This window comes from Corynebacterium freneyi (assembly GCF_030408835.1).
In the GTDB taxonomy this organism is placed as follows: domain Bacteria; phylum Actinomycetota; class Actinomycetes; order Mycobacteriales; family Mycobacteriaceae; genus Corynebacterium; species Corynebacterium freneyi.
The window spans coordinates 50416-64695 of record NZ_CP047357.1 but is presented as its reverse complement, the minus strand read 5'-3'; the positions used below and the strand labels follow the sequence as shown (position 1 = coordinate 64695).

13 protein-coding genes are annotated in these 14280 nt (G+C 69.8%); 3 read left to right on the top strand and 10 right to left on the bottom strand.

The window, feature by feature from the left end:
* Window positions 1-203 precede the first annotated feature (203 nt).
* The gene (locus tag CFREN_RS00290) at window positions 204-1883 is read left to right on the top strand and encodes an AMP-binding protein (RefSeq protein WP_070519687.1); all 1680 of its coding nucleotides are present in this window, start codon (window positions 204-206) and stop codon (window positions 1881-1883) included.
* 666 nt (window positions 1884-2549) lie between these two features.
* Here CFREN_RS00290 and CFREN_RS00285 read toward each other — a convergent pair.
* From CFREN_RS00285 to CFREN_RS00270, 4 genes are all read right to left on the bottom strand, one after another.
* Window positions 2550-3326 carry an SDR family oxidoreductase gene (locus CFREN_RS00285; protein WP_342356246.1) on the bottom strand — a complete coding sequence of 259 codons (777 nt, stop codon included), beginning with the start codon at window positions 3324-3326 and terminating at the stop codon, window positions 2550-2552.
* A gap of 2 nt (window positions 3327-3328) precedes the next feature.
* Window positions 3329-4075 (bottom strand): SDR family oxidoreductase, encoded by a 747-nt coding sequence (locus CFREN_RS00280; protein ID WP_209651476.1) that lies wholly within the window; start codon window positions 4073-4075, stop codon window positions 3329-3331.
* A 188-nt stretch (window positions 4076-4263) separates the two neighbouring features.
* Window positions 4264-4908, bottom strand: a complete 645-nt coding sequence (locus tag CFREN_RS00275) for a LysE family translocator (protein WP_209651478.1) — start codon at window positions 4906-4908, stop codon at window positions 4264-4266.
* A gap of 55 nt (window positions 4909-4963) precedes the next feature.
* Window positions 4964-6031 (bottom strand): alpha/beta hydrolase family protein, encoded by a 1068-nt coding sequence (locus tag CFREN_RS00270; protein ID WP_209651480.1) that lies wholly within the window; start codon window positions 6029-6031, stop codon window positions 4964-4966.
* A 152-nt stretch (window positions 6032-6183) separates the two neighbouring features.
* Between CFREN_RS00270 and CFREN_RS00265 the strand changes: the two genes are divergently transcribed.
* Complete coding sequence (locus CFREN_RS00265) at window positions 6184-8316, top strand: oxidoreductase (protein WP_224370933.1); 2133 nt, start codon at window positions 6184-6186, stop codon at window positions 8314-8316.
* 49 nt (window positions 8317-8365) lie between these two features.
* Here the strand turns inward: CFREN_RS00265 and CFREN_RS00260 are convergent, their stop codons facing one another.
* The 3 genes from CFREN_RS00260 to trhA form a co-directional block, all read right to left on the bottom strand.
* Complete coding sequence (locus CFREN_RS00260; protein WP_209651482.1) at window positions 8366-9073, bottom strand: nitroreductase family protein; 708 nt, start codon at window positions 9071-9073, stop codon at window positions 8366-8368.
* A gap of 101 nt (window positions 9074-9174) precedes the next feature.
* Window positions 9175-9648, bottom strand: coding sequence for a methylated-DNA--[protein]-cysteine S-methyltransferase (locus CFREN_RS00255; protein ID WP_209651484.1), 474 nt, complete (start codon window positions 9646-9648; stop codon window positions 9175-9177).
* 35 nt (window positions 9649-9683) lie between these two features.
* Entirely contained in the window at window positions 9684-10313 is a 630-nt protein-coding gene (trhA, locus tag CFREN_RS00250) for a PAQR family membrane homeostasis protein TrhA (protein ID WP_209654457.1), read from the bottom strand.
* Window positions 10314-10549: 236 nt separating this feature from the next.
* Here trhA and CFREN_RS00245 point away from each other — a divergent pair, with 236 nt between their 5' ends.
* Entirely contained in the window at window positions 10550-11275 is a 726-nt protein-coding gene (locus CFREN_RS00245; RefSeq protein WP_209651486.1) for a DNA-3-methyladenine glycosylase I, read from the top strand.
* Between the two features lie 86 nt (window positions 11276-11361).
* On the opposite strand, the gene CFREN_RS00240 is transcribed toward CFREN_RS00245, so the two are convergent.
* The 3 genes from CFREN_RS00240 to CFREN_RS00230 form a co-directional block, all read right to left on the bottom strand.
* Window positions 11362-12264, bottom strand: coding sequence for an alpha/beta hydrolase family protein (locus CFREN_RS00240; RefSeq protein ID WP_209651488.1), 903 nt, complete (start codon window positions 12262-12264; stop codon window positions 11362-11364).
* Window positions 12265-12507: 243 nt separating this feature from the next.
* Window positions 12508-13401, bottom strand: coding sequence for a cation diffusion facilitator family transporter (locus CFREN_RS00235; RefSeq protein WP_209651491.1), 894 nt, complete (start codon window positions 13399-13401; stop codon window positions 12508-12510).
* A gap of 52 nt (window positions 13402-13453) precedes the next feature.
* Window positions 13454-14254 carry an amidohydrolase family protein gene (locus CFREN_RS00230; protein ID WP_070519676.1) on the bottom strand — a complete coding sequence of 267 codons (801 nt, stop codon included), beginning with the start codon at window positions 14252-14254 and terminating at the stop codon, window positions 13454-13456.
* Window positions 14255-14280 lie beyond the last annotated feature (26 nt).

Below are 14280 nucleotides of genomic sequence, written 5' to 3'. Positions count from 1 at the left end.
GTTCCGTGACCGGGGCGTAACATTCCGGTCCACAAACCGATGACCCCTGTAGCACGTGTGTGTGCCGCGCCACTTATTGCGGATCCCTCCGGACCCGTATTAGTTTGACTCACTAACTAGATGGCGCCCGCGCGCCCCGCTGACCAACGCCGTTTCCCCGGCGAAGCGACCAGCCCGCAAACCCCACTGGAGGAACAGAGACCATGACCGCCGAAATCAACGCCTCGCCCCGCCTGCCGCTGCCGTTCAAGCTGCAGGCGATCGCGAAGTCTCTGCGGCCCCTGATCAAGTCGGGTGCGCTGTACATGACGCCCAAGCAGGTGCCTTTCTGCGTCAACTGCATCAAGCGGTGGGGTTTCGCCGTCGGCGGCCTGATCACCATGAGCGCCCACCGCTACCCGGATCGCCTCGCGCTCGTCGACGACCAGGGTGAGCTGACCTACGGCGAGCTGCGCGACCAGGCGTGGGCGCTGGCCCGCGCCCTGAAGGACCGCGGCATGGGCTCGCACTCCCGCTTCGGCATCGTCGCCCGCAACGGCCGCGGCATCATCCTGCCCATGGCCGTCAAGGGCCTGCTCGGCGCCGAGATCATGATCATGAACATCGGCTCGTCCGCCCACCAGATCTCCGGCCTGCTCAACGAGACCAAGACCGACTACCTCTTCATCGACGAGGAGTTCCTCGATCGCGTGCCGGAGGACATCGGCGACTGCACCATCGTCGTCACGCACGTCTCCGACCCGGACAACCGCCCGGAGCTGCCCGACAACTACGTGTTCATGCAGGACCTCATCGACGCCGACGGCACCTCCGAACTGGAGGAGCGCCCCGAGCAGGGCCGCATCATCATCATGTCCTCCGGCACCACCGGCATTCCGAAGGGCGTTCTGCGCAACGAGCCGAAGACCCCGGCGACCCTCGGCGCCATCACGGACCGCATTCCGTGGCGCCGCAACATGGTCATCCACCAGTCCGCCTCGATGTTCCACGCCTGGGGTTGGGCGAACGTCATCATCGCCATGGCCACCGGTGCGACGCTGGTCACCCAGCGCCAGTTCGAGCCGAAGAAGGCGCTGGAGCTGTTCGACAAGTACGGCGTCAACGGCCTGGTGTCGGCGGCGATCTTCCTGCGCATCCTCAACGACCACCTGGAGGAGAACCCGCGCCCGAACCCGGGCCCGTTCGAGTTCATGATCTCCTCCGGCAACGCCATCCCGGCGTGGCTGGTGACGGCTTTGACCGAGCGTTTCGGCCCGGTGGTCTGCAACTTCTACGGCTCGACCGAGGCCGGCCTGACGTCCATCGCCACCGGCCCCGAGCTGGCGGAGCGCCCTGATTCCGCCGGCCGCCCGGCCATCGGTGCCCGCGTGCTCATTCTCGACGACGACGACAACGAGGTCGCCCCCGGCGAGGTCGGCCGCATCCACACCGCGCAGGAGCTGTCGTTCACCGGCTACCTGGCGGCGGGCCGCGACAAGTTCCGCACCTTCGACGGCCTGCTGGAGATCGGCGACCTGGGCCGCATCGACGAGGACGGCTTCCTCTACGTCTGCGGTCGTTCCGACGACATGGTGATCAAGGGCGGCGAGAACACCTTCCCCCGCGAGGTCGACGAGGTGCTCGGTGCCCTGGATGGCGTCGAGGACCTGCACACCGTCGGCGTGAACAACACCAAGACGCTGCTGGCCGAGCTGCACACGTTCGTCATCCGCAAGAAGAACCAGGCCGGCGAGGCGCTGAATCCGGACGAGATGCGCCAGATCGTCCGCGACAACCTCGCCGAGCACTCGGTGCCGGAGCACATCCACTTCGTCGACGACCTGCCCCGCAACGCCACCGGTAAGGTCGTGCCGCGTCTGCTGCCGGTCCCGGACCAGAACTAGCCGTCGTGCCCCGGTGGGTTGGCCGACGCCGACCGCCGGGGCGCGCCGTCGGGCAGCGCCCGAGGCGGGTTCAATGTCCTGCTGGTCCGCAATGGCCCTCACCTGTTTTTGCAGGTGGGGGCCTTCCCTCTTTTTCGCAGGGACTGCCTGCCCTTTCTTCTGCCTGACCGTGGCTATCGCCGGATGTGGTGATGGCCCGGTAGGAAACGTTCACAATCTACCGGCACACAGCAGTTAGTCGACAAATGCAGCCTCTGGATTTCTCGTCCTGGGGTTATACCGGCGTTCACCCGGCGTGAGGCTGCATTTGTCGTATTCAGGTGCTTCCAGACGCCTCCATCGGGTCTCCAGCCATCCGGGCGCGCTCCTGCCGGCTGTTTCTCACGCGGTCTCCAGCCACCCGGGCGCGCTCCTTCCGGCTGCTTCTCACGCGGTCTCCATCCGCCGGGTCGCCGCCGACCATCCAAGAAAGAGATGCTTGACGACGGCCGTCGTAAAGCCTGAAACGGCCCGAAGGGGGCCGACAAAACACGGGGACCACCACCCCACCCCAAACCACGGGGTCCAAAACACGGGATCAGTGGCGACCCCGTGGTTTCGCGCCGAAAAACGACCGACCCCGTGGTGTGGACCCCGTGGTTTGGGGGCGCGTGACCGCAACGCGCTCTACTTCCTGGGACGGACGGTGACTTCCTCCACGATGCAGTCCTCGGTCGCGTCGACGCACAGTCGCACGGCGGCGGCGATGGAGTCGACGTGGACGTACTTCGTCCCGTCGTAGCCGTCGGCGCCCATGATCTGGACCTGCATGTCGGTGTCGACGCGGCCCGGATGGACCGAGGAGACCCGCACGCGGTCGCGTTCCTCCTCGCGGAGCGCATCGGTGACGGCGCGCAGGGCGAACTTCGACGCGGAGTACAGGCCGAGTCCCGGGCCGGACTTGTAGCCGGAGCCGGAGTTGATGGCCACGACGGTGCCGCGCGCCCGTCGCAACGCCGGGAGCAGACGGCGGGTCAGATCGACGACGGACACGACGTTGACGTCCAGCAGACGCGACCATTCATCGCGGTCGGCGTCGGCGACGTTGCTCTTGGCCCAGATACCGGCGGAATGGACGAGCACGTCGATACCGACCTCTCCCCCGAGTCCGGCGGCGTCGATCGCGGCGGCCAAGGCCTCCGGGTCGGTGACGTCGGCGGCGAACGGCTCGGCCGACGGCAGTTCCGCGACGACGGCGGCCGCCCCTTCGGGCGTCGTCGACCCGACCAGCACGTGGTGGTCGTGGCCCAGGTCGCGCGCGATGGCCCGACCGATCCCGCGGGACGCGCCGGTGATCAGGGCGATCGGTCGGCCGCCGGCACGCTGCGCCGCCGTCGCATCGCCTCCGTTCGCGCCTCCCCGGTTCGAATCCGCTCCGCTTGCACCGGTTTCGCTCGCACCCACGCCTACTTCACCGGCTTCGGGGCGGCGTTGCCGGCCTGGTCGATGGGGGTCAGCTGCAGGAAGTCGATGTTGACGTGCGCGGGCCGGGTGGCCACGAACGTGATCACGTCGGCGACGTCCTCGGCGGTGAGGGATTCGACGCCTTGGTAGACGCGCTCGGCCTTGTCGACGTCGCCGTCGAAGCGGACGAGGGAGAAGTCGGTGTGCACGCGGCCGGGGTCGATTTCGGTGACGCGAACGCCGTCGGCGGCGATTTCCTGGCGCAGCACCTCGGTCAGGGCGCGTTCGCCGTGCTTGGCGGCGTTGTAGCCGGCGCCGCCGGGGTAGTTCTGGCGGGCGGCGATGGAGCCGATGGTGATCACGGCGCCCTTGGCGGCCTTGAGGGCGGGCAGCAGGGCGCGGGTGACGCGGAGGGTGCCGAGCACGTTGACCTCGTACATCCAGCGCCACTTGTCTTCGACGGCGTCTTCGACGGATTCCATGCCCCATGCGCCGCCGGCGTTGTTGACCAGCACGTCGCACGACGCCACTTCGGCGGCGAGGGCGTCGACGGCGGCTTGGTCGGTGACGTCGAGTTCGACGACGGTGGCGGTTCCTCCGGCGTCGCCGATGCGCCGGGCGACGTCGCGAAGCTTGTCCACGCGCCGCGCGCCGATGACGACGTCGTACCCTGCGGCGGCGAGTGCGACGGCGGTGGCGGCGCCGATTCCCGAGGATGCGCCGGTGACTACTGCGACGGGTCGTGCCATTGCTTTTCTCCTTGTGCTGATTCGTGCTGCTTGACGACGGCTGATCGCGCCCCGAAAGGCGGTTACGTCTTTCCTACCAGCGGGTGACCGGCGTGCGTCGGGCGAACGCCGCCCCTGTGGCGCGGGGGACGTGCGATCACCGGGGATGGTTGCGCGTCCGGGGGCCTCCGGCGTTCCCGGGGCGGCCCCTACGGCGAGGCGACGCCTTCGGCGATGATGACGGTGGCCAGCACCAGGAACACCGCCCCGGACACGACGTCGATCCACGGTCCGGCGCGGTGAAGCGTATCGGCGAAGCGCGGCAGCCCCAGGCCCCACGCCACGCCGCCGAACCAGGCCAGCGACACCGCGGCGAGGACGACGACCATGAGGATCTGGTCGGCCAACCCCATCCCCGGGGTGACGAAGCGGGAGAACACCGCGCCGAAGAAGATCACGGCCTTGGGGTTCGACAGGTTGGTGAACAGGCCCTGCAAAAACGCGCCGTGCAGACCGGGGCGCCGTCGATCCGGGCCCGCCGACTCCGGGCGGGGGCCACGCGGGGGCGGATCGGCGGAGAGGTGGGCGTCGTTGGGCGGAAGCGGCGACCCGCCGCCGGAGCGCAACTGGCGCGCGCCCGCCCTCACGGCGGACACGCCCATCCAGATCAGGTACGCGCCGCCGGCGATCTGCAGCGCGGACAACACCCACGGCGCGGCGGCGAGCAGGGCGCCCAGGCCCGCCAGCGTCAGCACCAGCCACACGACGATGCCGGCGACGATGCCCGCGGCCGCCGCCAGCCCCCGCGCCCGCGAGCGCGTGGCGATGCGGAACGGAACATGCCACCGCGTCATCCCACCGCGTCATCCCACCGAAGCTCCCGCGGGAACTCCCGGCGACTCTCCCCCGCTACGCCACCAGGTGGAGGATGGCCTCCTTCGCCGCGCGCCATTGCGGGCCGGCCAGGTCGCTCCAGGACGAGTGGGCGGCATCGTCGAAAAGCCGCATGGCGACGGGCCGACGTGCTCTCCGCGACGCCGCCTCGAAGGAGATGGCCTGCTGCACGTCGACCACCGAGTCATTGCGGCCGTGGAGGATGACCATCCGCACGTTGCGCGCCATGTACGCGATCGGCGAGGTGTTGCGGTAGCGGTCCGGATACTCCTCGGGCGTGCCGCCGAGCAGCGGGCGGATGTACGGGTCTCCCCAGCGGATTGCGCGGGCCAGGTCGTACACGCCGCACATGGCCACGCAGTTGCGGATGGGGAATATGGGGCGGGCTCCCGGTGCGCCGTCGGGAAGCGCCTCGCGGTTGGCCGCCCATGCGGCGAGACTGCCTCCCGCGCTGACCCCGGTCACCGCCACGCGACCCAGGTCCAACGGCACGGGCGACGCATCGGCGAGGAACGGGATGACGTCGATGGCGGCGGCGACGTCCTCGTAGGTCCGCGGCCAACCACCGGCGCCGCCCGTGCCGCGGTACTCGATGTTCCACACCGCCACGCCCGCATCGGCCAGATCCTCGGCCTGATGCGCGGTGCCGGCGGCCGTCGACGAGTCCATCCAGCCGCCGCCGTGAATCATCACGACCAGCGGCACCGCGCGCGCGGCGTTCGGGGCGGGAGTCTGCGCGGGTGCGGCGGGCGTCGTCGGCGCCGGCACCCCCTCGACCATCGCCGGGGGCAGGTGCAAGTCGCCGAACTGGCGCGGATCGGCACCGTAGGTCATGCGCATGGTCTTCGGCGAACCGGAATCGACGATCGTCGGCAGCACCCGTGGGCCCGGCGGGGCAGGAGCCGGGGCGGCGGCCGACGGGGACCCGCCGACCGCGCGGGAGGCCGGGCCATCAGAGCTTGCACCCGTGTCGGCGACGTCGACGACACGGCCCGTGACGACCCCGGCCGTGGCGCCCACGGCGGCCAAGCCGAGCAGCTTCAACATGCTGCGCCGACCCCACATCGTCCTCTTCTGCCTCACGTGGCCCTTCCTCTTCCTCCGACGAGGCTACCGGTGCTTCCCGATGCGCCTCACCACTGCGGCAGCGCCGTGCCTCACCGCCTTGCTTCACCGCCGCGAAATTTTCGTGATTCGTACCACATTCTCGGCAAAAAAATGAGATACTGACATACATGTCCACCTCGATGCCCGGCCCGGCACCCACGACCGACTACCCGACCCTGCTGTCGCCCATTCAGGCGGGGCCCCTGACCCTGCGCAACCGCGTCATGATGGGCTCGATGCACACCGGCTTCGAAGAGCGCACCCGCGACCTGCCGAAGCTCGCCGCCTACCTCGCCCGACGCGCCGAGGGCGGCGCCGCCCTGCTGGTCACCGGCGGTTACGCCCCCAACGTGGAGGGCTGGCTGCTGCCCGGCGGTTCGATGATGGCGTCGAAGCGCATGGCCGACAACCACCGCCGCGTCACCGACGCCGTCCATTCGCACGGCGCGCACGTGGTGCTGCAGATCCTGCACGCCGGCCGCTACGGCTACCACCCGTTCATCCGTTCGGCGGATACGACGCAGTCGCCGATCACCCCGTTCAAGGCGCACCGCATGTACGGGTTCGACGTCGAGCGCACCATCCGCGCCTACGTCCGGTCGGCGAAGCTGGCCAAACGCGCCGGCTACGACGGCATCGAGATCATGGGGTCGGAGGGCTACCTGCTCAACCAGTTCCTGGCCCGGGCGACGAACCACCGCACCGACGAGTGGGGCGGGTCCGCGCGGCGCCGCATGTCGCTGCCGATCGAGATCGTCCGCCGCGTCCGCGCCGAGGTCGGCGATGATTTCCTGCTGCAGTACCGCATTTCGCTGCAGGACCTCGTCGCCGACGGTCAGACGTGGGAGGAGACCGAGGAGCTCGCCGGCCGTCTCGTCGACGCGGGCGTCGACCTGCTCAACACGGGCATCGGCTGGCATGAGGCCCGCGTGCCCACCATCGTCACGTCGGTGCCGCGCGCGGCGTTCGCCGAACTCACGGGCCGCCTGAAGGCCACCGTCGACGTGCCGGTGTGCGCGTCGAACCGCATCAACGACCCGGGCGTCGCGGAGAACATCCTCGCCTCGGGTCAGGCGGACATGGTGTCGATGGCCCGCCAGATGCTCGCCGACCCCGACTTCGTGTTGAAGGCCCGGGATGGCCGCGCCGACGAGATCAACACCTGCATCGCGTGCAACCAGGCCTGCCTGGACCACACCTTCGCCAACAAGAAGGTGTCGTGCATGGTCAACCCGGTCGCCGGCCGCGAGCTGGAGCTCACTCCCCGTCCGGCGGTGACGCCGAAGCGCGTCGCGGTCATCGGCGCGGGCGTCGCCGGTCTGGCCTTCGCCGAGGCCGCCGCCGTCCGTGGCCACGACGTCGAGATCTTCGAGGCGTCCGATGCCGTCGGCGGCCAGTTCCGCCTCGCCGCCGCCATCCCGGGCAAGGAGGAGTACGCCAACACGCTGCGCTACTTCACCCGCCGCCTGGAGGTCCTGGGCGTGCCGGTCCACCTCGGTCACCGGGCCACGGCGGATCAGCTTCACGACGCCGGCGGGGACACCGCGGACGTCGCAAAGCGGGATGTCGCCGACACCGACCCGTCGTTTGCGCCGTCCCCCGCCGACGAAGTGACCAAGCCGTTCGACCACATCGTCTATTCCGCCGGCGTCGTCCCCCGCGTCCCCGAAATCCCCGGCATCGACCACGATTCGGTGATCCTCTACGACGAGCTGCTCTCCGGCCGCCGCACCGCCGGACAGCGCGTGGCGGTCATCGGCGCCGGCGGCATCGGCGTCGACGTCGCCGAGTACCTCACCCGCGAGCCGAACCAGACCCTCGAGGAGTGGCGCAAGGCGTGGGGCGTCGTCGACCCGGCCGAGGCCCCCGGCGGCGTGGGCACGCCCGTGCCGGAAAAGCCCCTGCGCGAGGTGCATCTGCTGCAGCGCAAGGAAACGCCCATCGGCAAGGGCCTGGGCAAGACCAGCGGTTGGGTGCACCGCGCCGAGCTGAAGAAGGCCGGCGTCCACAAGTACGTCGGCGTCGCCTACGACCGCATCGACGACGACGGCCTGCACATCACCATCGACGGCGAGCAGAAGGTCATCGAGGTCGACAACATCATCGTCTGCACCGGCCAGGAGTCCGACCGGTCGTCCCTCGGCGCCGGTGCCGAGGATCCCCGCATCCACGTCATCGGCGGCGCCGACGTCGCCGCGGAGCTCGACGCCAAGCGCGCCATCCGCCAGGCCGTCGAGTTGGCCGCGGAGTTGTCCCGCTAGTTTCCCGCTTGACGACGGTCCGCCCACGCGCGGGCCGTCGTCACGCTTTTTACAGCGGGTACCGGTCGACGTAGACGCGGCGCTCCAGCGGCAACCGGCCCGGATCCCGCGGCGCACCCGCGGGGCGGCCCACCGCCAGCAGCAGGGCAACCGACACGTCCCGGGCGGCATCGCCGGCGCCGAGGGCCTCCTTGAGCGCCTCCTCGTCGAAGCCCGTCATCGGCGACGACGCCCACCCGCGGGCCTCCGCCGCGAGCATGGCGAACGACGCCGCGATCATCGCGTCGCGGATCGCGTACTCGCGGGACCGGCCGAGATCGCGGCGGACCTTCTGGAACTCGGCGATGCCCGCGCGCTTGGCGGCCGCAGCGGCGTCGTCCCACTGGCCCGACGCGAGATACTGCGCCGCGACCTCGTCGAACGTGTCCTCCCACCCGTCGGGCTCGGCGATGAACGCCAACACCAGCGGGGCCTGGAGGACCTGCTTTTGACTGCGGGCCGCCTCGTGCACCGCCGCGCGGACCTCGGGGGACTCGACGCGCACGATCGACCGGGCCTGCATGTTGAACGCCGACGGCGCCCTGAGGACGACGTCCAGGAAATCGGTGATCTCGTCCTCCGGCAGCGCGTCCGGGAGGAATTCGCGGTTCGCCCGGCGCGACCGGACCATCGCGTCGAAGCGATCGCGGAAGGCGGCGTCGGTGGTGGCGGTGGTGGCGGCGGTGGTGTTGCTGGCGGAATCGGCGTTGTCGAACATGCACATAATATTAGCTGATACATCAACATATGTCAGCGTCGACGGCCCGACGGCCGAGAGACCCGACAAATGTGCGCCACCGGCCCGGTCGCGCACACTCGTCAGATGTGCAGCCCCTCCAGCTCCAGCAGCGCGCGCTTCATCGACTCCCCGCCGCCATACTTCCCGATTCCACCCGACGCCGGCACCACGCGATGACACGGGATGAACACCGCCAGCGGATTCGTCGAACACGCCGTGCCCGCCGCCCGCGCCGCCTTCGGGAACCCGGCCGCCTCCGCCAGGCCGCCGTAGGTGATGGTGTGGCCGAAGGGGACGTCGCCAAGCGCGGTCAGGGCGCGACCGCGGAAACCGTCGCCGAGGTCGACGTCGAAGGGCACGTCGAACACGCGGCGATCACCGGCGAAGTACTCGCGCAGCTGGCGGCATGCCTCGTCGAGGATCGCCCGCGCCGCCGGGTCGTCCTCCGGCCCGTGCGGGGCGACGCGCCCGTGCAGCGACACCTCCACCAGACCGCGGGCCGACGCCGCGAGCCCCAGCGGGCCGAGCGGTGAATCGAACAGTGCGGTTGCCATGGGATTCAGGGTAGGCGCGGCGGGCGATGCGGCGCCTACATTGCGACGGTCAACCAGATGGCGATGTGATGCAGCGTCGCGGCGATGATCGTCGCGGCGTGGAAGACCTCGTGGAACCCGAAGAAACGGCTCGACGGGTTCGGCCACTTCAGGGCGTACACCAGCGCACCGAGGGTGTAGATCAAACCGCCGACGGCCAGCAGGATCGTGATGGCCGGCCCCAGCCCGTTCCACAGGTTCGGAGCCTCCCAGATGACCAGCCACCCCAGCAACAGGTACACGGAAACACCCAACCACCTGGGGTGATTGACCCACACGACGTTGAGCAGCACCGCGAACAACGCCCCCGCCCAACACAGGCCGAGCAGCAGCGCGGCGCGTTCGGGCGGCAGCGCCATCACCGACACGGGGCCATAGGTGCCGGCGATGAACACCGCGATCATGGCGTGGTCGGCGCGACGCCACATGCGCACCGCCGCCGCGCTGCGCCACGGCACCAGGTGGTACGCCGCCGACACCGCCATCGACCCGAGGAGGCACACGACGTACAGCGCCGAAATCCACGTGGCGATGCCCACCCCGTGCTTCACCGCGGTGACCACGATCAGGGCGATGCCCGATCCGAGGAAGCCCCACGTCGATCGTTCGTGGAGCACGCCGCGCATGAGCGGGCGGGGTCCGCGGTCGAAGGGCGGGCGGCGACGTCGACCCGACACCTGCTCGGCCCCGTGCTCGGACGCGACGGACGAGCCGCCGGTTGGCACGTGCGGCTGCAGCTCGATGCGAGGCCGACCGCCGGGGCGGGCGTCGGGATCCACGTTGCGGGCATCGGAAGCGTCGGTTCGCATGCTCACAGCTTACGCTCCCGTAGGTTCGCCGTCCCGGCACGTACCATCGGCCCATGCCCGACGACGCCCCACGCACCTCCCCCGACGCGGCCGGCTCCTCCCCCGGCACCGGCCCCGCCATCGGCCCGGACGGTCGCCCGCGCACGCCGTGGGCGCTGGGCAACGAACGCCTGCTGGCGTACTACGACTCCGAATGGGGCGAGCCGATCCTCGACGAAACGGGGCTGTTCGAGCGCCTGAGCCTCGAGGCGTTTCAGGCGGGCCTGTCGTGGGACGTCATCTTGGCCAAACGCCCGGCGTTCCGCGACGTTTTCCACGGCTTCGACCCCGACCGCGTCGCCGCGATGGATGACGCCGCAGTCGCCGCGGCCGTCGCCGATGCCCGCATCGTTCGCAACAGGGCCAAGATCGTGGCGGCGGTGGGCAATGCGCGGGCCGTCGTCACGCTCCGGGACGCCGACGATCCGCGGGCCCTGCCCGACGAGCTGCCCCCGCATGTGCGCACCGCTTTACGACGAGCCGGTCTCCCCCCGCCCGCCCGCGGCCTGCCGGCGCTGATTTGGTCGCACCTGCCGGAGACGACGCCGCGACCCACCACCGTCGAGGAGATTCCGGCCACTTCACCTGCGGCAACGTCGCTGGCGAAGACACTGAAGAAACGCGGTTTCCGGTTCGTCGGGCCGACGACCGCGCACGCGTTGATGGAGGCCATCGGCATGGTCGACGGCCACCTCGCCGGATCGTGGCGCCGCGGCTGCTCCGGCCTCTGGGACGAATAGCGCGGCGAACGCACTCGGGGCCGAAGACGGGAAAACGCCCGGCGCGAACCACGCCGGGCGTCGTCAAGCACAAGCCTGACCTGGGACTACACCTTCGACTCGAACCACTCGATCAGCTCGTCCCACTCCTTCTCGTGGCCCTTGCGGAAGTACCCGCCGTAGCCGACGCCCTGGCCGCGCGCGGGGCGGGCCTGACGCTTCTCGACGCCGGCCGAACCCGTCAGACGATCCGTGATCAGATCCGCCGACGACTCCTCCGTCCAGTAATCGTCCGGGATTCGGATCGACAGGAACGGCTGCGTCGCACGGGCGAAACGGGCGGCGAAGTCGAACTCCGGGTCGGAGAAGAAGTAGTCGTTCTTCCGCGCCCACGACGCCCACTGGCGCATGACGCCCAGCGGCGGCTCCTGCGTCAGCTTCCACCGCGACGCAGGGATGTGGCCGGTCAGCGTCGCCGAAATCGGGCCGATGATGTTGAACAGCGCGAACGCGCGGATCTTGCCCACCAGCGACGGCACCTTGGAGATGCGCATGCCGCGGCAGTTGACCAGCGCCGCCGCATCGAACGTGCCCTCCGGGCCGGCGTAGGCGATGCCGTGGCCGCCGACCGCGTGGCCCACGGCGAAGTGCGGCACGCCCTCGAACTCGTCGTGCGCCCAGCCGATGACGCCGCGGACATCTTCGGTGATCCAGTCGGACATGCGGATGTCGGCGTTTTCCGGGTCGGACTTCATGCCCGACCGGCCGGTGCCGCGGTAGGCGTAGGTGACCACGGCGATGCCCTGGTTGGCGACGTACTCGGCGAAGCGGTGGTAGAAACCCTCCGGCACGCCGGTGCCGCCGTGAACCGTGATGACGCCCCGAATCGCCCCGGGGTTGTCCTGCGGCCGGAAAACGGTGCCGCGCAGCAGCAGACCGTCGGCGGCGGGGATGATCACATCCCGGCGGGGCCGGGGCGCGGACTCCTGGGGGCTGATCTCGGGGTACATTTCGTCCTTCCCTGCCCCGGCGGCGCAGTGGCGGCGGGGCGCGCATGACTGTTCGTGGGCCCTTCGCGGGCGTTCCGTCCGCGAGTTTAGGACCGGGTGAGCGCAGTCACAGGGGTTTCGCGCAAATGGCGAAAACGGGGTTGCTTTGCGACGTTCCGCGTGTCGGCCCGGCACCGGGGTCGGCGGCGGCGCCGTGGTGCCCGGGGCCGGGTGACCCCGTCGCGGGGCCCGTGACCGGGGCGGTCACAGGTCGACGTCGTCGTAGGCGCGTTCGTCCTCGATGGGCTCGAGGTGGGAGGAAATGTGGACGCCGGGGAACCGGTCGCGGAGGTCGTCTTCCATCGCGTGGAGGATGTCGTGGCCGTGTTCGACGGACCATTTGCCGGGGACGAGGACGTGGAATTCGATGAATTCCTGGCGGCCGGAGACGCGGGTGCGGATTTCGTGGACGTCGATGTTGCGGGCCGGGTCGCGGTGGGAGTCGAGGATGCGGTCGACGTCGGCGCGGTCGGCGCCGTCCATCGCCCTGTCCATCAGGCCGCCGCCGGCTTCCATGAGCAGTTTGTACCCGGTGATCAGGATGTTCAGGGCCACCAGCAGCGCGATGACTGGGTCGAGCCACCACCATTGGGTGAGCCACACGAGGAACACGGCGGCGACGACGCCGGCGGAGGTCCACAGGTCGGTCATGAGGTGCTTGCCGTCGGCGGTCAGCGTGATGGACCGGTGGGTCCGGCCGGCGCGGATGAGGATGATCGCGACGACGAGGTTGACCACCGAGGCGACGACGCTGAGGATCAGGCCGAGGCCGATCTGCTCGATGGGCTGCGGGTCGAGCAGTCGGCCGATCGATGCGGCGATGATGAAGCCGGAAGCGACGAGGATCATCGCCCCCTCCAGCCCGGCGGAGAAGTACTCGGCCTTCGAATGGCCGAATTCGTGGTCGTCGTCGGCGGGTTTGGCGATGACCTTCAGCACCACCAGCGCCACCACCGCGGCCACGAGATTGACCAGTGATTCGGCGGCGTCGGACAGCAGACCGACGGAGCCGGTGACGAAGTAGCCGGTCGTTTTCAGAGCGATGGTCACGATCGCCGCCGCCACCGACAGCCAGGCGAAGCGACTCAAGTCACGCATGCCACGAACACTACTCCCCGCCCCGGATCGCGGCCCCGCGGGAATGCGACCCCTAGTCGAACTTGTGGAACGCCAGGGAGTTGTCGCGCATGACCCGCGGCATCTCCCATTCGCCGAGGACGTCGAGGATGACGTCGACGTCGCTGCGGTCGAAGCGGCGGGCGGCGTGGGTGCCGGGCAGGTCGGTGCCGAACATCAGGGCGCGGGGGTTGGCGGCGTGGATGCGTTCCAGTGCGTCGGCGACGGCGAATTCCAGGCGGCCGAACCCGGAGGCCTTGACGCGCACGCCTTCGCCGGCGAGTTCGACGACGCGGTCGACGCCGGGCGCGGACATGCCCAGGTGGTCGATGGCCACGGCGGGCAGGTCCGGCAGCAGGTCGGCGACTTCGGGGCGGGAGGAGACGTCGAAGTACACCTCGGTGGTCCATCCGGCGAGGTCGTGGACCTTGCGGGCGAGGTTTTCCAGGTCGCCGACGGCGATTTCCTGGCCCTTGAACAGGTTGAAGCGGATGCCGCGGATGCCCTTCGCATCGAGTTCGAGCACGCGGTCGGCGCCGAGGTCGGTGGTGCCGGTGATGATGCCGATGAAGTTGCGCCCCTCGTCGCGGGCGAATCCGCGCGACCGGGCCTCGATTTCCAGTTCCTCCAGGGCTTCGGCGAGGGTTTCTTCGCGGGTTTGCGCTGATCCGCCGACGACGACGCCGCCGATGACGCGCGACCATCGGTCGGCGTCGGCCATGCGGTCGGTGAGTTGTAGGTACCGGTCCACGGTGAACGGGGGCGGCGCGAAGGCCTTTTCCGGCTGCAGGTCGCGGGCCCCGATGATGTGGAAGTGGCTGTCGATGATGTCCATCGCCCCCGATTCTACGTTTGCCCGTG

Excerpts from the sequence above, each read along its gene's own strand:
- CFREN_RS00290 (WP_070519687.1), top strand. The coding sequence starts at position 204 with ATGACCGCCGAAATCAACGCCTCGCCCCGCCTGCCGCTGCCGTTCAAG.
- CFREN_RS00280 (WP_209651476.1), bottom strand. The coding sequence starts at position 4,075 with ATGGCACGACCCGTCGCAGTAGTCACCGGCGCATCCTCGGGAATCGGC.
- CFREN_RS00275 (WP_209651478.1), bottom strand. The coding sequence starts at position 4,908 with ATGACGCGGTGGCATGTTCCGTTCCGCATCGCCACGCGCTCGCGGGCG.
- CFREN_RS00265 (WP_224370933.1), top strand. The coding sequence starts at position 6,184 with ATGTCCACCTCGATGCCCGGCCCGGCACCCACGACCGACTACCCGACC.
- CFREN_RS00260 (WP_209651482.1), bottom strand. The coding sequence starts at position 9,073 with ATGTTCGACAACGCCGATTCCGCCAGCAACACCACCGCCGCCACCACC.
- CFREN_RS00255 (WP_209651484.1), bottom strand. The coding sequence starts at position 9,648 with ATGGCAACCGCACTGTTCGATTCACCGCTCGGCCCGCTGGGGCTCGCG.
- trhA (WP_209654457.1), bottom strand. The coding sequence starts at position 10,313 with ATGCGCGGCGTGCTCCACGAACGATCGACGTGGGGCTTCCTCGGATCG.
- CFREN_RS00245 (WP_209651486.1), top strand. The coding sequence starts at position 10,550 with ATGCCCGACGACGCCCCACGCACCTCCCCCGACGCGGCCGGCTCCTCC.
- CFREN_RS00240 (WP_209651488.1), bottom strand. The coding sequence starts at position 12,264 with ATGTACCCCGAGATCAGCCCCCAGGAGTCCGCGCCCCGGCCCCGCCGG.
- CFREN_RS00235 (WP_209651491.1), bottom strand. The coding sequence starts at position 13,401 with ATGCGTGACTTGAGTCGCTTCGCCTGGCTGTCGGTGGCGGCGGCGATC.
- CFREN_RS00230 (WP_070519676.1), bottom strand. The coding sequence starts at position 14,254 with ATGGACATCATCGACAGCCACTTCCACATCATCGGGGCCCGCGACCTG.